This window comes from Pedococcus sp. P2_E4 (genome assembly GCF_056403935.1).
This window is the reverse complement of the sequence record NZ_JBFUEO010000055.1, coordinates 1-17,247: the sequence shown is the minus strand read 5'-3', so window position 1 is coordinate 17,247 and position 17,247 is coordinate 1. Positions and strand designations below refer to the sequence as shown.

The following is a 17,247-nucleotide window of genomic DNA, read 5'->3' as shown; positions in this document are numbered from 1 at the left end:
GGCTCGGGCTCGGCCGGTGCCGGCGCGGGTTCGGCGGGCGCGGGCTCGGGCTCCGTCGGTGCCGGGGCAGGTTCGGCGGGCGCGGGCTCAGGCTCCGTCGGGACCGGCGCGGGTCCCGCCTCCTCGGACGGCAGGCCCAGCTGCTCCTTGAGCGCGTCGCTGCCCTTGTCGATCTGGTCCGCGTACTTGCCACCGGTCCGCTCGTCGATGACGTTCTCGACCTTCTCGATCGCGGAGTCCGCCTGTTGCGGGTTCCCTTTCACGAGGTCCTTGACCTTGTCCAGCCATCCCTGTGCCATCTGTTCGCCTTTCGGTCGCAACCTCGACAGTGCGTGCCCCCGGCACGCTCGGGATGGACATTACCCACATCACGAGGGGAAATGCCGCGTCCAGACCCGTCCATCCAGATGCCGGATGGGCGTCACGACGGCCGCCAGCCGCGGCCGGTCAGTCGAGGGGGTGCAGCTGGCGCGCGGCCTCGGCCACCGAGCCGGACAGCGACGGGTAGACCGTGAAGGTGCCTGCCAGCTGGTCCACCGTCAGGCCGTGCTGCACGGCCAGCGTCACGGGGAAGATCAGCTCGGAGGCACGCGGGCCCACGACCACTCCCCCGACGACGGTGCCCACTCCCCGACGGGCGAACAGCTTGACGAAGCCCTCGGTGATGCCCTGCATCTTGGCCCGGGGGTTGGTGGCCAGGGGCAGCATGATGCTGTTGGCGTCGATCAGACCCTCGTCGACGTCCTTCTGGGAGTAGCCGACCGTGGCGATCTCGGGGTCGGTGAAGATGTTGGCCGACACCGCACGCAGGTTCAGGGGTGCCACGGCGTCGCCGAGGGCGTGCGCCATCGCGATCCGCCCCTGCATCGCGGCCACGGACGCAAGCGGCAGGACCCCCGTGCAGTCGCCCGCGGCATACACCCCTCGCACGGAGGTGCGAGAGACCCGGTCGACGGTGACGTGACCGGACTCGCTCAGTGCGACACCGACCTCCTCCAGGCCGATGCCGGCGGTCTGGGGCACCGAGCCCACCGCGAGCAACGCGTGGCTGCCCTCGACCTCGCGGCCGTCCACGAGCTTGACCACGACACCGTCGTCGGTGCGGGTGACCGAGGCCATCCGCGAGCGACCGAGCACCTCCATGCCGCGCTTGCGGAAGACGTCCTCGATCACGGTCGCGGCGTCGGCGTCCTCGCCAGGAAGCACGCGGTCGCGCGACGACACCAGGGTCACCTTGGCGCCGAGGCCGAGGTAGGCCTGCGCGAGCTCGGCACCCGTGACACCCGACCCCACGACGACCAGGTGCTCGGGCAGCTCGGGCAGCGTGTAGATCTGCTGCCACGTGAGGATGCGCTCGCCGTCGGGCTGCGCGCTGGGCATGACGCGCGGCGTGGCCCCCGTCGAGACCAGCACGACGTCCGCGCTCAGGGACCGGGTCGTGCCGTCGTGGAGGGTCGCCTCGACCTCGCCGGCCGACACCAGTCGCGCGGTGCCGGACAGGACCGTGACCCCGTCGGCGTCCAACCGGGTGCCGATGTCGCGGGACTGCGCGGCGGCGAGCGCGAGGATGCGCCGGTTGACGGCGGCCAGCTCGGCCACGGAGTCCGAGACCTCGTCGCCCTCGTGGTCCTCCAGGTGCACGCCGAGGTCCGAGGCCGTCTCGAACTGGCTCATGAAGTCAGCGGTGGAGATCAGTGTCTTGGACGGGACGCAGTCGGTCAGCACCGCGGCGCCACCAAGCCCGTCGCGGTCGACGACGGTGACCTGGGCACCCAGGTGGGCGGCCACGAGGGCGGCTTCGTAGCCACCCGGGCCGCCGCCGAGGATGACCACGGAGGCTTTGCGTGCATTCACGGGGTCCATCCAACCATCCGTGGAGACGACTCCTCACGGCGTCGGTAGTCTGCGACAGTGAGCGAGCAGAGCCGCGCCTCCGGCGTCCCCGACCTGTCCGATCCCGCGACCGACCCGTTCGAGGTCGCCCGAGCAGCCGCCGCCGTGATCGCCGAGCGCTCCGGAGCCGAGCGCCACGATGTCGCGCTCGTGCTGGGCTCGGGTTGGGGCCAGACCGGTGACCGCATCGGCGAGACCCTCGCCACCATCGACAACGCCGACGTCCCCGGCTTCGGCAAGGCCGCGGTGGCCGGGCACTCGGGCACCATGCGCTCGGTCGCGATCGGCGACACGGGACGCCGGGCACTCGTCTACGGCACCCGCACCCATTTCTACGAGGGCAAGGGCGTCCGCGCCGTAGTCCACGCGGTCCGCACGGCTGCAGCTGCGGGCTGCAAGACCATCGTGCTGACCAACGGCTGCGGGGGGCTCAACCCGGCGTGGGGTCCCGGCACGCCGGTCCTGATCCGGGACCACCTCAACCTCACGGCGACCTCGCCGGTCGAGGGCGCCAACTTCGTCGACCTCACCGACCTGTACTCGCCGAGGCTGCGAGACCTGGCCCGCCAGGTCGACCCCGAGCTCGACGAGGGCGTCTACGTCCAGTTCCGCGGCCCCCACTACGAGACGCCGGCCGAGGTGCAGATGGCCAAGGTGCTCGGCGGCGACCTGGTGGGCATGTCGACGACGCTCGAGGCGATTGCCGCCCGCCAGGCCGGTCTGGAGGTGCTCGGCATCTCCCTCGTCACCAACCTGGCCGCTGGCATCAGCGACCAACCGCTGTCCCACGAGGAGGTCATCGAGGCCGGTCACGCTGCCGCCGAACGCTGCGGGGCGCTGCTCGCAGCCGTCGTCGCCACGATCTGAGAGGACCACCGAGATGTCGTATGCCGCGCGGCACGGCCGCGATGAGTCCTCCCGCGAGGGGGTCGACAGCCCCACGCAGGAGCTGATCGACGCCGCCCAGGCGTGGGTCGACGACGATCCCGACCACGAGACGCGCATCGAGCTCGGTGCAGTCCTCGCACGGGCCAAGCAGGACGACCAGGCGGCGGTCGCGGACCTGGCCGACCGGTTCTCAGGGATGCTCGAGTTCGGCACCGCCGGTCTGCGCGGTGCCCTGGGCGCGGGACCGAACCGGATGAACCGCTCGGTGGTGATCCGTGCGGCAGCCGGCCTCACGGCATACCTCCAGCAGACCGAGCCCCAGCCGTTCGTGGTCGTGGGTTTCGATGCCCGCTACAACTCCGACGTGTTCGCGCGCGACACCGCGGCAGTGGTGGTCGGTGCGGGTGGCCGCGCCGCGGTCCTGCCGCACCCGTTGCCGACCCCGGTGCTGGCCTTCGCGATCCGGCACCTCGGGGCCGATGCCGGCGTGATGGTCACGGCAAGCCACAACCCTCCGCAGGACAACGGCTACAAGGTCTACCTCGGCGACGGGTCGCAGATCGTGCCGCCGGCCGACGCTGACATCGCCCGGCAGATCGCCCGGGTCGCCCACGTCGTCGACGTGCCGCTCGCCGACGACGGCTGGGAGACGCTCGACGACGAGGTGCTCGAGGCCTACCTGCGTGCCGTCACCGCGGTGGTCTCGGCCGACACTCCGCGTGACCTCTCCGTCGTGCACACGGCACTCCACGGCGTCGGATCTGCCACTGTCGCAAGGGCTTTCGTCGACGCTGGCTATGCGGCCCCCATCCCCGTGGAGAGCCAGGCCCAGCCGGACCCGGCGTTCCCGACGGTCAGCTTCCCCAACCCCGAGGAGCCCGGCGCGATGGACGCCGCCCTCGAGCTGGCGGAGCAGACCGGACCCGATCTCGTCCTCGCCAACGACCCCGACGCCGACCGGTGCGCGGCAGCCGTGCCCGGCCCGGGTGGCTGGCGGATGCTGCGCGGCGACGAGGTCGGCGCCCTGCTGGGCTCGCACGTGCTCTCCCGTGGGGTCGACGACGGGGCCGTGTTCGCCAACTCGATCGTGTCGTCAAGGCTGCTCGCGGCGATGGCCGCGGCGGCAGGCGTCCGGCACGAGGAGACGCTGACCGGCTTCAAGTGGATCTCGCGCGTCGAGGGGCTGCGCTACGGCTACGAGGAGGCGCTCGGCTACTGCGTCGACCCGTCGTCGGTGCGGGACAAGGACGGCGTGAGTGCGGCCCTCATGATGGCCGAGCTCGCTGCCACGCTGAAGGCCGAGGGACGCGGCCTCACCGACGTCCTCGACGACCTGGCCGTCGCGCACGGCGTCCATGCGACCGACTCGTTCGCGGTGCGCGTCGCCGACCTCTCGCTGATCGGCGACATCATGGGCAGGCTGCGCGAGCACCCGCTCACCGACGTGGCGGGCATCGCCGTCGCGCGCACCGACGACCTGGCGCAGGGCACCGAGCAGCTGCCCCCGACCGAGGGCCTGCGCTACTACCTCGAGGACGACTCGCGGATCATCGTCCGGCCCTCCGGCACCGAGCCCAAGCTCAAGGTCTACCTCGAGGTCGTCGAGCCGGTGGGCAAGCGGAAGAAGCTCGGCGACGCCCGCCAGGCTGCGGCCGAGAGGCTGGCCGCGATCCGCACGGCCATGGAGGGCTTCACCCAGCTCTGACTGTCGTCGCACCCGGCAGCACAGGGGGGCTCGACCACGCCGCGGATCGGGCGCAGGTGTCAGGCGGGGTGCCGGACCGCGTGGCGGACGTAGACCACGCCGTTGTCGAATCGTCGGTGGTCGAGCAGCTCGAGGTCGATTCGGACGCCTCGAGGCAGCGCCGGCTTGCCCCCGCCGACGAGGACCGGGCACAGGAGCAGCACGCACTCGTCGACAAGTCCGTGCCGGAAGGCCTCGGCCGCGATCCCCGCGCCTCCGATGCTCAGGTCCGTGGCTGAGCTTTCCTTGAGCTGTCGCACCGCCTCGGGGTCGAACTGCCGCTCGAGCGTCGTGCGTGCGGTCGACACGTCGGAGAGCGACGTGGAGTAGACGACCTTGTCGGCATCACGCCAGATCTCGGCGTACTCGCGGACCACCGGGGGCTCGTCCGTCAACCAGTCGTCCTCCTCCCACACGCGCATCATCTCGTACATGCGTCGCCCGTAGAGCGACGTGCCGATGTTGCGCTCGTGCTCGTTCCAGAACGCGTGGACGGCCTCGTCCGGCACGGACCAGTCGAACGCACCCGACTCGTCCTCGAGGAAACCGTCGAGCGAGATGTTGGCCGCGTAGATCAGCTTTCCCATGGAGCCCTCCGCCCAGAAGCGTGCAACACCCTCCGATGACACAGCCACAGTCAACAGCACCAACGGCGAAATCGATCGGGATGTGCTTGCGGGCATGCCGGAACGCCCGCCGAGGTGGCGGGCTGTGGGGCGGGGTCATGGTCGCCAGGGCGGGGACGCCGCTGATCCTCGGGCGTCGGTCTCGGGCCGGCCCCAGACGTCGTAGGTCCTGACCGCGGGCGGCTGCCCGTAGCCAGGGCCCATGCCGGTGACCGTGCCGGAGCCCGAGCGGCCCGCGAGCCAGTGGTCGTAGGAGCCGGGCGTCAGGTCCCAGTGGACCCGGCCGTCGCGCAGCTGCCCGTGGTAGCCCTTGCGGTGCACGACAGTGTGGTGCCGCCCGCACAACAGCGCGGCGTTGTGCAGGTCTGTGGCACCACCGTCGGCCCAGTGGTGCAGGTGGTGCCCGTCGCACCAGGACGCGGGCACGGTGCAATCGGGGAACGTGCAGCCGCCATCGCGAAGCCACAGCGCCCGCAGCTGGGCGCCGGTGAACAGGCGGAACCGCCGCCCCAGGTCCAGGACCTGTCCGTCGCCGCCCAGCACGACGGGCACGATCCCGGCGTCGCAGCCGATCCGCCGGGCAGTCTCCGGGCCCAGCAGGGCGCCCGCCTCACCCGACCCGAACACGGTCGCGGCGTTGGTGCGGGCCACCAGGTCATCCAAGGACACGGTGACGAACAGCTCGGCCTTGGGCGTGGTCGCCACCCCACCGGCGGAGGCGACCCCGCGGCGCACCACCTCGAGCAGGGCGTCCATCCGTCGCTGCCCCGACGGCCGCCGGTCCGGCTCACCCTCGGCCGGACGCGGCGCGGACAGCCCCTGCACCGCGGCCTCGATGACCGCCTTGGCCTCGGCGTCGACGACCATCGTGTACTCGAACAGACCCGTGCCGTCGGCGAACGCCTGCGACAAGGCCCGGCACTCCCGGGCCCGGTCGTGCTCGCCCTGCAGCTCCCCGGCCGCGCCGTACCGGGCGACCAGCCGCTCCCGCAGCCCGCGCACGTCCCTGGGCCGGCCCCACGACGCCACCTCGACCAACCCGTCCAGGACCGGGGCGTCCGCACCCTCGGCAAGCCGCGGCGCGAGCCGCTCGAACTCCTCCACCACCACCGCCGCGGTCAGCAGCGGCACCCGGGCGTCGCGGACGGCGGCCAGCAACGCGGCATACCGCTCGTCGTGGGCGGTCTCGGCCACCCGCACCACCCGCGCCGACCCACCCGCACGCAGCGACGGCGACCACTCCAGCAACCACGCGTGCGCACCCGACCGGCCCGGCCCGGCCTCACCCCGGTCCACCGCCTCGCGCAACACCTCCACCCGCGCCGCGTCCACCCGCACTCCCAGCTCGTCCAGCAGCGAGGCGAACCCACCCAGGGCGCCCCCACCCGCCGACCACAGCTCGGCCTCGACCCCGGCCAGGGCACGGCACGCCGCCTCGACCGCCGTGCGGCGCTGCTCGAACGACATCCCCCCGTCCATCAAGCCAAACTACACAAGGGGTCTGACATCCCCGACGACCACGAAACCCGTTGTCACGCAACCAGATTCGGCACGGACGAAAGGGGCGGTTGTCCACAGTCGACTCGGCCCCCAACCCTCGTGTCCACAGGAAACCCCGAGGCGCGTCACAGCGCCGCACCACCTCAGGGGCGTGTCGTAGGCCGTGACACCACGAACCACGACCCGCGACCACCAGCACCTCGAAGGCGACCACCATGAAGCTGACCAGACCCCTCCCCCTCCTCCTCGGCGCGGCCGGGGTCGCCTCCACAGCCTCGATCGCCATCGGTGGCGTCCAGGTCGCAGGCGCCGACGGCGCTGCGACGTCGGCACCCGGAGCGAGCATCGCCAGCTCGCCGACCTCAGCACGATCCTGGCTGCCCACGACCCCGGCGACCGGGTCAGGGTCACCTGGACCGACGCCTCGGGGACCGACCACACGGTGACCGTCACGCTGGGGTCCGGTCCCGCAGACTGAGGGACCTGGCGGTCTGCCCACATCGTGGGACACCGATAGTATTGGTCGGTGAGTACCTCCCTCAGCCCAGCCACCTCGGTCGATGCGACCGCCAGGGCGCGCGACCTCCTGGGCGTGTCCCGCCTTACCAACGCCGCGCTGACGAGCTGGCTGCACGCCCTCCCGGGGGTCGACCAGGTCGGCTGCGAAGCGCGAGCGGCCGACCTCGGCACCCGCTCGATCAAGACGACCTCCAAGGCATGGGGCATCGACACCGCCATCTCGATGATCGACCTCACGACCCTCGAGGGCGCCGACACGGCTGGCAAGGTCCGAGGGCTCTGCGCCAAGGCCCTGCTCCCCGACCCCACGGACCCCGCGACCCCCAGGCCCGCAGCGGTCTGCGTCTACGGCGACATGGTCCACGTGGCGCGTGACGTCCTCGGCCAGTCGGGCGTCAACATCGCCGCCGTGGCCACCGCCTTCCCGAGCGGTCGCGCGCTCATGCCGGTCAAGCTGGCCGACACCCGCGACGCGGTCGCCGCCGGGGCCGACGAGATCGACATGGTCATCGACCGGGGGGCCTTCCTTTCCGGGCGCTACGTCGACGTCTTCCACGAGATCGCCCAGGTGGCCGAGGCCTGCGTCAGGCCGGACGGCACGCGCGCCCGTCTCAAGGTCATCATGGAGACCGGCGAGCTCGTGACCTACGACAACGTGCGTCGCGCCTCCTGGCTGTCGATGCTCGCCGGCGGCGACTTCATCAAGACCTCCACCGGCAAGGTGTCCCCCGCGGCCACCCTCCCCGTCACCCTGATCATGCTCGAGGCCGTGCGCGACTGGCGCGAGCTCACCGGTGAGATGGTGGGCGTCAAGCCCGCCGGCGGCATCCGCACCAGCAAGGACGCGCTGAAGTTCCTGGTCACCGTCAACGAGATCGCCGGCGAGGAGTGGCTGGACCCGCACTGGTTCCGGTTCGGCGCCTCCAGCCTGCTCAACGACCTGCTGCTGCAGCGGCAGAAGCTCGCCACGGGGGCCTACTCCGGCCCTGACTACATCACCGACGACTCACCCAGCCTCTACTGAAACCCCCCGAGGACCACACACCATGGCCAAGTTCGAGTACGCACCGGCGCCGGAGTCCCGCGCGGTCGTCGACATCAAGCCCTCCTACGGGTTGTTCATCAACGGTGAGTTCACCGAGTCCGAGGGTGGGTCGGCCTTCAAGTCGATCAGCCCCTCGACCGAGGAGGTCCTCGCCGAGGTCACCGCCGCCAGCGACGCCGACGTCGACCGCGCCGTCGCCGCTGCCCGCCGGGCCTTCAACGGCTCCTGGGGCCGGATGTCCGGCGCCGACCGCGGCAAGTACCTCTTCCGCATTGCCCGCATCCTGCAGGAGCGCGCCCGCGAGTTCGCGGTCCTCGAGAGCATCGACAACGGCAAGCCGATCAAGGAGAGCCGTGACGTCGACGTGCCCCTGGCCGCGGCGCACTTCTTCTACCACGCAGGCTGGGCCGACAAGCTCGACTATGCCGGCCTCGGCAGCAACATCCGCCCGCACGGCGTTGTCGGCCAGGTGATCCCCTGGAACTTCCCGATCCTCATGCTGGCGTGGAAGATCGCCCCCGCCCTGGCCACGGGCAACACCGTGGTCATCAAGCCGGCCGAGACCACGCCGCTCACCGCGCTGCTCTTCGCCGAGGTCATCCAGCAGGCCGACCTGCCGCCGGGCGTCGTCAACATCATCACCGGCGCAGGCCCGACGGGTCAGGCCATCGTCGACCACCCCGACATCGACAAGCTGGCGTTCACCGGATCGACCGGCGTCGGCAAGATGATCGCCCGCTCGATCGCCGGCACCCGCAAGAAGGCCACCCTCGAGCTCGGGGGCAAGGCCGCCAACATCATCTTCGACGACGCCCCGCTCGACCAGGCCGTCGAGGGCATCGTCAACGGCATCTTCTTCAACCAGGGCCATGTCTGCTGCGCCGGTTCGCGGCTGCTCGTCCAGGAGAACATCGCCGAGGAGGTCGAGAGGCGGCTCAAGCGCCGACTGGCCACCCTGCGCGTGGGCGACCCGCTCGACAAGAACACCGACGTGGGCGCGATCAACTCCAAGGCCCAGCTCGCCCGCATCACCGAGATGACCGCGGCGGGCGAGGCAGAGGGCGCCGAGCGCTGGGACAACGGTTGCGAGCTGCCCGCCAAGGGCTTCTGGTTCCGCCCGACGGTCTTCACCGGCGTCAGCCAGACGCACCGCATCGCCCAGGAGGAGATCTTCGGGCCGGTGCTGTCGGTGTTGACCTTCCGCACGCCCCACGAGGCGGTCGCGAAGGCCAACAACACCCCCTACGGCCTGTCCGCGGGCATCTGGACCGAGAAGGGGTCGCGGATCCTCTGGATGGCCGACCAGCTCCGCGCCGGTGTCGTCTGGGCCAACACCTTCAACAAGTTCGACCCGACCAGCCCCTTCGGTGGCTACAAGGAGTCGGGCTACGGCCGCGAGGGTGGCCGCCACGGCCTGGCCGCCTACGTCACGACGGGAGACAGCAAGTGAGCCCGACCGCCCAGAGCACCCAGGACCGCCTCGACGTGCGCAAGACCTACAAGCTCTACATCGGGGGCAAGTTCCCCCGGTCCGAGTCGGGTCGCTCGTACGAGGTCGTCGACGGCCGGGGACGCTTCCTCGCCAACGCCGCGATGGGTTCGCGCAAGGACGCGCGCGACGCCGTCGTCGCTGCGCGCGCTGCGTTCGCCGGCTGGTCCGGCGCCACGGCATACAACCGTGGGCAGGTGCTCTATCGCGTCGCCGAGGTGATGGAGGGCCGTCGCGCCCAGTTCGTCGCCGAGGTGCGCGCCAGCGAGGGTGTCGCCGAGCGCCGTGCCGAGACGATCGTCTCGCAGGCCATCGACCGCTGGGTCTGGTATGCCGGGTGGACCGACAAGCTCGCCCAGATCCTGGGTGGCCTCAACCCCGTCGCGGGCCCGTACTTCGACATCTCGGCCCCAGAGCCCACCGGCGTCGTGGGAGTCCTTGCGCCGCAACGCTCCTCGCTGCTCGGGCTCATCTCGGTGCTGGCGCCGGTCATCGTCTCGGGCAACACCGCCGTGGTGCTGACGAGCGAGCTGCGACCCCTGCCGGCGATCACGCTGTCCGAGGCGCTGGCCACGTCCGACGTCCCCGGTGGGGTCGTCAACCTCATCACGGGTCGCACGGCTGAGGTCGCTCCGTGGATCGCCTCGCACCGCGACGTCAACGCCATCGACCTCACCGGTGCCGCCGACGCCGAGGGTGTCTCGTGGGGCGACCTCGAGCTCGCCGCCGCCGAGAACCTCAAGCGCGTCGTCCGCCCTGAGGGGCAGGGCAGCGACGCGGTCGAGCCCGACTGGTCGCGCACCCCGGACCTCTCGCGGATCACGGCCTACCTCGAGACCAAGACGGTCTGGCACCCCAAGGGCCGTTGAGCCGCGCCCGCGTCGTCGTCCTTGCCGGCCCCAGTGGGGCCGGCAAGTCGCGTCTGGCGGGCCGCCTGCACTCCGCCCACGGGTGGCCGATCGTGCGGCTCGACGACTTCTACCGCGACGAGGACGACCCGGCGATGCCGCGCAGCGAGGAGCTCGGGATCGTCGACTGGGACCACCCCGACTCGTGGGACCGACAGGCAGCCGTCGACGCCCTCGACACCCTCGTCGACTCGGGCTCGGTCCGGACCCCGGTCTATGACCTCGCGGCGAGCCGGGCCGTCGACACGACCACGGTGCACGCGGGGCCGCACGACCTGATCCTCGCCGAGGGCATCTTCGCCGCCGAGATCATCGGCGACCTGCGCGAGCGCGGGCTGCTGGCGGGCGCGTACTGCGTGCACCACCACCGGGGCGTCACGTTCGTCTGGCGGCTGCTGCGCGACCTGTCCGAGCGTCGCAAGCCGCCGTGGACGCTGGTGCGCCGGGGCCTGAGGCTGATGCGCGACGAGCCGCGGGTCGTGGCCCGCCAGGAGGCCCTGGGCGCAGTCTCTGCCCGCGCCAAGGACCTCGAGCCCACCCTCAGCGCGCTGGCCCGCTGAGGTCGGGTCGTCGGCCGAGGCGGTCGCCCAGCCGGGACCCGGCGTCGACTCAGGCCGGCTCGGCCGCCAGTGCCGCGTAGCCGGGCTTGACGACGTCCTCGATGATCGCGAGCCGCTCGTCGAACGGGATGAACGCGGACTTCATCGCGTTGATGGTCACCCAGCGCAGGTCGTCCATGGTCCAGCCGGCCTCGCCCACGAGCAGCCCCATCTCGCGGCTCATCGTCGTGCCGCTCATGAGCCGGTTGTCGGTGTTGACGGTGACCCGGAAGCGCAGCCGCTTGAGCAGCGAGATCGGGTGCAGCGCCACGGATTCGGCGGCCCCCGTCTGGACGTTGCTGCTCGGGCACATCTCCAGCGGGATGCGGGTGTCGCGCACGTATGCCGCGAGGCGGCCCAGGTGCACCTCGTCCGGGTTGGCGGCGATCGCCGCCGCGACGTCGTCTCCGAAGGCCTTGTCGCGCACGGCGAGGTCGTCGACGATCCGGACGCCGTGGCCCAGACGGTCGGCGCCACACCACTGGATGGCCTCCCAGATGCTCGGCAGGCCGAACGCCTCGCCGGCGTGGATGGTGAAGTGCGCGTTCTCGCGCCGCAGGTACTCGAAGGCGTCGAGGTGCCGGGTGGGAGGGAACCCGGCCTCGGCACCCGCGATGTCGAACCCGGCAACGCCGCGGTCGCGGTAGCGCACCGCGAGCTCCGCGATCTCGGTGCTCTTGGCCGCGTGCCGCATCGCGGTCAGCAGCGCGGTCACCCGGATGGGGCTGCCCGCCGCTGCGGCCTCCTGCTCACCCTCGCGGAACCCGGCGTTGACCGCCTCGACGACCTCCTCGAGCGTCAGCCCCGCCTCCAGGTGCTGCTCCGGGGCGTACCGGCTCTCGGCATAGACGACGCCGTCGGCTGCCAGGTCCAACACGCACTCCCGCGCGATCCGGCGCAGCCCGTCGGCCGTCTGCATCACGGCCAGCGTGTGGTCAAACGTCTCCAGGTACCGCACCAGGGACCCGGAGTCCGCGCTCTCACGGAACCACGCGCCCAGGCCCTCTGCGTCGGAAGCCGGCAGGTCGGCATACCCGACCTCGTCGGCGATCTCGACGATGGTCTGCGGGCGGACCCCTCCATCGAGGTGGTCGTGCAGCAGCGCCTTGGGCGCGCGCAGGATCGGGTCGGTCGACGCGGTTCCGGAGCTCTGCTCGTGGTCGCCCTTGCGGCCGAAGATCACGCGTCCTCCTCGTCACGGTTGACCGTCTCGGGCGAGAAGGCCGGCAGGCAGACGGCGACGTACTCGGCCCCCTCGGGCCCGGTCGAGTAGCGGATGCGCTCCCCCGCCCGGGTGACGACGCTCTGGCCCGCCTCGACGCGCAGCTGCCCTCCGTCGTGGTCGACCAGGACCACTCCGGCGACGACGAGGGTGATCTCGTCGAAGGCCGGTGCCTGGAAGGGCTCGGTCCAGTCGGCCGGGGCCTTCATGTGGGCGACCGAGACGGCCTCGCTGCCGGTGTTCACCCGGCCGACGTGCTCGTCGATGATCTTGCCGCCGGGCACGGGGATGGTCGTGGGTTTCGCGATGAGCTCAGGCACGCGTCCACCCTAGTCCTGCAGCCTTCGTGTCGCCGGGGCACCCGGACCGCCCCCGGCCGCTGCGACGGACTCTTGCCAAGATCGAACGATCGTGCTTTTCTTGCCTCATGAACAAAGGCGTCGAGACCCGCGATGCGGTGCTGCGCGAGGCGCTCGCCCAGTCCAGCCAGGTGGGCCTGCGGGGGATCACCATCGGCGGGCTCGCCGACTCGATGGGCATGTCCAAGAGCGGGCTGTTCGCCCACTTCGGCTCCAAGGAGGGGCTGCAGTCGGCCGTCATGGACTACGCCGCGGACCACTTCACCCAGCTCGTCATCCGCCCCGCCCTCAAGGAGCCGCGGGGTGAGCCGCGGCTGCGCCGGCTGTTCGAGCGCTGGCTGGGGTGGGGCGGCTACGCCGACTACGCCCTGCCCGGCGGGTGCATCTTCATCTCCGTGGCCAGCGAGTTCGACGACGCGCCAGACACCCCGGTCCGGGCCAAGGTCGTCCAGACCGAGCGGGACCTGCTCGACACCATCGAGACGATCGTCCGCGGTGGTATCGCCGACGGACAGTTCCGCGAGGACGCCGACCCGGCCGCCTTCGCCCACGACCTGCTCGCCATCGTGCTCGGCTACAACTTCTCTGCCCGCCTGATGCGCGACGACGCGGCGGTCACCCGTGCGCAGGACGCCTTCGAGCGACTGCTGCGCCACCTTCGTCCCTGACAGCAGACCCCCTCGCCCCACCCAGGAAAGGCCAGTCATGTCTCTTCAAAAAAGCACGATCGATCGTATTATCGTGTCATCCGGTTCTCGGACGGCACGGGGCTCCCGGACCGCACCGGGTTCTCGGACGGCACGGGGCTCCCGGACCGCACCGGGTTCTCGGACGGCACCGGGCTCCCGGACCGCACCGGGTTCTCGGACGGCACGGGGCTCCCGGACCGCACCGGGTTCCCGGACCGGCCTGCGCCCGGGTGCTGTCGCGCGCCCGCGCACTGCCGCGGCGAGCACTCCTGTCGGGCCGCGGGACGAGGCCATCAGCCTCACCGCTGCGCCCTCGGTGCGCTCGGCGCTGGCCGTGCTCGAACGCCTGACCCCGGCTGCCAGCGGCTGGCTGGCCGAGCGGCTCTGGTTCCGCCTGCCGCCACGCCCCACCGCAGCCGCCCGGGCGGCCCGGACACCCGCGGGTGGTGAGGCGTTCGAGGTCACCTGGGCGCACGAGCCGGCGGCCCACCAGTCGGCCCACGGGTCGGCCCACGAGCCAGCCCACCGGTCGGTCCACGGGGTGGTCCGCGGGCGGGTCTACGGGGAGTGGGGCAACCCCACGGCATACCTCGTGCACGGCTGGGGTGGCTGGTGGCAGCAGCTGTCTGCCCACGTCCAACCGCTCGTCGACCGCGGACTCTGCGTCGTGGCGTTCGACGCGCCGAGCCACGGCGACTCCGGACCGGGGGCGAACGGCTCGCGGTCCACGACGTTCGTCGAGATGGCGCAGGCCCTGACGGCGGTCGTGGCCGAGTTCGGGCGCCCGACCGTCGTGGTCGCCCACTCGGCGGGCGGCATGGCCACGCTGCATGCCCTCGGTCACGGCGTCTCGCCGGATTCGCTGGTCCTCATCGCTCCGCCCCGATCGGTGGAGGGAATGCTCGGGCTCTTCGGGGACGCCCTCGGCGTGGGCCAGCGGACGCGCGACGTCATGGCGCGCCGGGCCGAGCGCCGCGTGGGCCTGGCCATGACGGAGCTGGACCTGATCAGCATGGCTGCACGACGGCCTTCTCTGCCGCACCTGCTCGTGGTCCACGACCGCGACGACGTCGAGGCCGAGGTGGCCGGTGCCGTCGCCCTCACTGACGCCTGGCACGACGCCCGGCTCCTGCTGACCGACGGCCTGGGCCACCGACGCGTGATGTGGGACCGCGCGGTGGTGGGTCGCGTGTCGGAGTTCGCCGGTCAGGCAGCCGAACGGGTCAGGAGATCTTCTCGATGACCAACGGCAGCAGGTCCGGCCGCGAGCCCTCGGGACCGATCGTGAAGGCGCCGTCGAGCGACTCCAGGGCCCGCTCGAACCGCTCGGGTGTGTCGGTGTGGAGCGTGAGCAGCTTCTCGCCGGCGCGCACCGTGGCACCGGGCTTGGCGTGCATCACGACACCGGCACCCGCCTGGACCGGGTCCTCCTTGCGGGCTCGGCCGGCGCCCAGGCGCCACGCGGCCACGCCGACCTTGAGGGCGTCGAGCTGCGTCAGCACGCCATCGGCCGGCGCGAGGACGTCGTGCGTCTCCTTGGCCACGGGCAACGCGGCGTCGGGGTCACCACCCTGGGCGCGGATCATGGCGTTCCAGACGTCCATGGCCCGACCGTCCTTGAGGGCGTCCGCGGGGTCGACGTCGGTGCGTCCCGCGGCCGCGAGCATCTCGCGGGCCAGCTCGAGGGTGAGCTCGACGACGTCCTCGGGACCGCCGCCCGCGAGCACCTCCACCGACTCCCGGACCTCCATGGCGTTGCCCGCGGTCAGCCCGAGCGGCACCTGCATGTTGGTCAGCAGCGCCACCGTCGTGACACCGGCGTCGGTGCCGAGGTCGACCATGGTCCGGGCCAGCTCGCGGGCGTCCTCGACGTTCTTCATGAACGCGCCGCTGCCGACCTTGACGTCGAGGACGAGCGCACCCGTGCCCTCGGCGATCTTCTTGCTCATGATCGACGAGGCGATGAGCGGGATGGCCTCGACGGTGCCGGTGACGTCCCGCAGGGCATAGAGCTTCTTGTCGGCCGGGGCCAAGCCGTCGCCGGCCGCGCAGATGACGGCGCCGACGTCCTCGAGCTGACGCATCATCTGCTCGTTGCTCATCGCCGCCTGCCACCCGGGGATCGACTCGAGCTTGTCGAGCGTGCCTCCGGTGTGGCCGAGACCGCGGCCCGAGAGCTGGGGAACGGCGACTCCGCACGCCGCGACCAGCGGGGCGAGCGGCAGCGTGATCTTGTCGCCGACTCCGCCGGTCGAGTGCTTGTCCGAGGTCGGGCGTGACAGGGACGAGAAGTCCATCCGCTCGCCCGAGGCGATCATGGCGCCGGTCCAGCGCGAGATCTCGCGACGGTTCATGCCGTTGAGCAGGATCGCCATGGCCAGGCTCGACATCTGCTCGTCCGCGACGGCGCCGCGGGTGTAGGCGTCGATCACCCAGTCGATCTGGCCGTCCGACAGCTCGCCCTTGCCGCGCTTGGTGATGATGACGTCGACGGCATCGAAGTTCTCGCTCATGGGCTCATCGTGTCAGACCCGCTCCCCACCCGACCACGGTGCACGGACCGGCCGGAGCCCCAGTCCGCCTCGCCGTCGGTTTGCGACGGATCCGCCAGAAATCAACCGCACGGCGATCGGCTGGGGTTGATTTCTGGCGCTTGCGCCACGAATCTCCTCATGCCCGGCGTCGGCCCTGCGACCGGAAGTGGGTCCGCCACTCCTGGGAGGTGACGCGCGCGGCCATCCCTTGCGCCCGCAATGCGGTTTCGACGCGGGCAAGTGTGCGCTCGGGCTCGCGGTAGATCCCTCTGGCGAGCACCACGACGATCCGCCACCCGTCGTTGTCGAGCTCCTCGCGGCGGTCGAGGTCCCGCTGCCACTGGCGGTCCGACTCGGCATGCTGGCGCCCGTCGTACTCGACTGCCACGCGCACGGACGGATAGGACAGGTCGAAGCGACGCACCCACCAGCCGCGATCGTCGTGCTCGGTGTGGTTGACCACGGGCTCCGGGAGACCTGCGAGCACCAGCAGCATGCGCAGCCGTGACTCCATGGGCGAGTCGACGCCGGGCCGGACCAGACCCGCCGCACGACGGGCCAGTGCCACATGTCGACCGGATGCCTTGTCCGCCGCGGCCACGAGCGTGGTGGCGGTGGTGCGGCGGCGACGCACCAAGGAGTCTCCGAGCACCACGAGATCGACGAGGCCCAGCTCACCGGCGAGGTCGAGGAACGTGTCCTCAGCGGTCGTCACCGGCAATCCTCCGATCCGGGCCGTCTGCCACTCGCCGGACTTGGTCCGGTCGACGATGCCGGGCACGCGGATCCGCCCGGCCGGCAAGCGCAGGTGCACTCTCGGGTCGGCCGGCACGACTCCACCCAGCAGCAACGCCGCCGTCTGTCGGGCTACCACGGCGCCCTCCGGGGCGATCAGCAAGGCGGCCCGTGCGCGCAGGCGCAGGTCGACGTCGAGGCCTGCCTCGGCATACACCCCTCGAAAGACGCGCTGGACGCGCGGCCCCTGGAGCAGGCGGTCACTCAGCCCAGCTGCGTTGGCCTGTGTGCGGGTGAAGACCACCGGGAGTCCGCGCATCCCCCGAGCATGTCGGATCGGCTACGGCTCACCCGGGCGTCATCCACAGGGTCGAGACGTGGCGAAAACGGCACGATTCAACGCGAGGCAACGACGATGGGGTTCAGTCGCGGCGGATCTGGCAGAAATGCACGTGACCGGGCGGCCGGGCCGCCGGGCGGCCGGGCCGCCGGGCGGC

At 71.6% G+C, this 17,247-nt stretch carries 16 protein-coding genes; 8 read left to right on the top strand and 8 right to left on the bottom strand.

Annotated features, from left to right (window positions below):
* Together AC1DV7_RS16925 and AC1DV7_RS16920 are read right to left on the bottom strand one after the other, a co-directional pair.
* A partial coding sequence (locus tag AC1DV7_RS16925; RefSeq protein ID WP_477598496.1) for an antitoxin occupies positions 1–299 on the bottom strand: 299 nt, incomplete at its 3' end.
* Between the two features lie 148 nt (positions 300–447).
* A complete protein-coding gene (locus AC1DV7_RS16920) occupies positions 448–1,863 on the bottom strand; it encodes an NAD(P)H-quinone dehydrogenase (protein WP_477598495.1) in 1,416 nt (471 codons plus the stop codon).
* 48 nt (positions 1,864–1,911) lie between these two features.
* On the opposite strand from AC1DV7_RS16920, the gene AC1DV7_RS16915 reads away from it, so the two are divergent.
* Positions 1,912–2,760: a purine-nucleoside phosphorylase gene (locus AC1DV7_RS16915; RefSeq protein WP_477598494.1), complete on the top strand. Its 849-nt coding sequence runs from the start codon at positions 1,912–1,914 to the stop codon at positions 2,758–2,760.
* 13 nt (positions 2,761–2,773) lie between these two features.
* Complete coding sequence (locus AC1DV7_RS16910; protein WP_477598493.1) at positions 2,774–4,486, top strand: phospho-sugar mutase; 1,713 nt, start codon at positions 2,774–2,776, stop codon at positions 4,484–4,486.
* A 59-nt stretch (positions 4,487–4,545) separates the two neighbouring features.
* On the opposite strand, the gene AC1DV7_RS16905 is transcribed toward AC1DV7_RS16910, so the two are convergent.
* Together AC1DV7_RS16905 and AC1DV7_RS16900 are read right to left on the bottom strand one after the other, a co-directional pair.
* Complete coding sequence (locus AC1DV7_RS16905; protein ID WP_477598492.1) at positions 4,546–5,112, bottom strand: dihydrofolate reductase family protein; 567 nt, start codon at positions 5,110–5,112, stop codon at positions 4,546–4,548.
* Between the two features lie 135 nt (positions 5,113–5,247).
* Positions 5,248–6,630, bottom strand: coding sequence for an HNH endonuclease signature motif containing protein (locus AC1DV7_RS16900; RefSeq protein ID WP_477598491.1), 1,383 nt, complete (start codon positions 6,628–6,630; stop codon positions 5,248–5,250).
* A gap of 547 nt (positions 6,631–7,177) precedes the next feature.
* Between AC1DV7_RS16900 and deoC the strand changes: the two genes are divergently transcribed.
* From deoC to AC1DV7_RS16880, 4 genes are read left to right on the top strand one after another with little or no spacing between them, the layout of a single operon-like run.
* Entirely contained in the window at positions 7,178–8,194 is a 1,017-nt protein-coding gene (gene deoC / locus AC1DV7_RS16895) for a deoxyribose-phosphate aldolase (RefSeq protein ID WP_477598490.1), read from the top strand.
* A 22-nt stretch (positions 8,195–8,216) separates the two neighbouring features.
* Positions 8,217–9,665 (top strand): aldehyde dehydrogenase family protein, encoded by a 1,449-nt coding sequence (locus AC1DV7_RS16890; RefSeq protein WP_477598489.1) that lies wholly within the window; start codon positions 8,217–8,219, stop codon positions 9,663–9,665.
* Positions 9,662–10,573 carry an aldehyde dehydrogenase family protein gene (locus tag AC1DV7_RS16885; RefSeq protein WP_477598488.1) on the top strand — a complete coding sequence of 304 codons (912 nt, stop codon included), beginning with the start codon at positions 9,662–9,664 and terminating at the stop codon, positions 10,571–10,573. The genes AC1DV7_RS16890 and AC1DV7_RS16885 overlap by 4 nt, the downstream gene beginning before the upstream one ends.
* A complete protein-coding gene (locus AC1DV7_RS16880; protein WP_477598487.1) occupies positions 10,570–11,172 on the top strand; it encodes a uridine kinase family protein in 603 nt (200 codons plus the stop codon). The genes AC1DV7_RS16885 and AC1DV7_RS16880 overlap by 4 nt, the downstream gene beginning before the upstream one ends.
* Before the next feature lie 49 nt (positions 11,173–11,221).
* Here the strand turns inward: AC1DV7_RS16880 and AC1DV7_RS16875 are convergent, their stop codons facing one another.
* Positions 11,222–12,334 carry an adenosine deaminase gene (locus tag AC1DV7_RS16875; RefSeq protein ID WP_477598497.1) on the bottom strand — a complete coding sequence of 371 codons (1,113 nt, stop codon included), beginning with the start codon at positions 12,332–12,334 and terminating at the stop codon, positions 11,222–11,224.
* Between the two features lie 56 nt (positions 12,335–12,390).
* Positions 12,391–12,753, bottom strand: a complete 363-nt coding sequence (locus tag AC1DV7_RS16870) for a cupin domain-containing protein (protein WP_477598486.1) — start codon at positions 12,751–12,753, stop codon at positions 12,391–12,393.
* A 107-nt stretch (positions 12,754–12,860) separates the two neighbouring features.
* On the opposite strand from AC1DV7_RS16870, the gene AC1DV7_RS16865 reads away from it, so the two are divergent.
* Positions 12,861–13,460, top strand: a complete 600-nt coding sequence (locus AC1DV7_RS16865; RefSeq protein ID WP_477598485.1) for a TetR/AcrR family transcriptional regulator — start codon at positions 12,861–12,863, stop codon at positions 13,458–13,460.
* A 355-nt stretch (positions 13,461–13,815) separates the two neighbouring features.
* A complete protein-coding gene (locus AC1DV7_RS16860) occupies positions 13,816–14,724 on the top strand; it encodes an alpha/beta fold hydrolase (protein WP_477598484.1) in 909 nt (302 codons plus the stop codon).
* Here AC1DV7_RS16860 and AC1DV7_RS16855 read toward each other — a convergent pair.
* Positions 14,705–15,994: a thymidine phosphorylase gene (locus tag AC1DV7_RS16855; RefSeq protein ID WP_477598483.1), complete on the bottom strand. Its 1,290-nt coding sequence runs from the start codon at positions 15,992–15,994 to the stop codon at positions 14,705–14,707. The genes AC1DV7_RS16860 and AC1DV7_RS16855 overlap by 20 nt on opposite strands.
* Before the next feature lie 157 nt (positions 15,995–16,151).
* On the bottom strand, positions 16,152–17,069 hold the full coding sequence (locus tag AC1DV7_RS16850) for a DUF559 domain-containing protein (protein ID WP_477598482.1): 918 nt from the start codon (positions 17,067–17,069) through the stop codon (positions 16,152–16,154).
* Between the last annotated feature and the right edge of the window lie 178 nt (positions 17,070–17,247).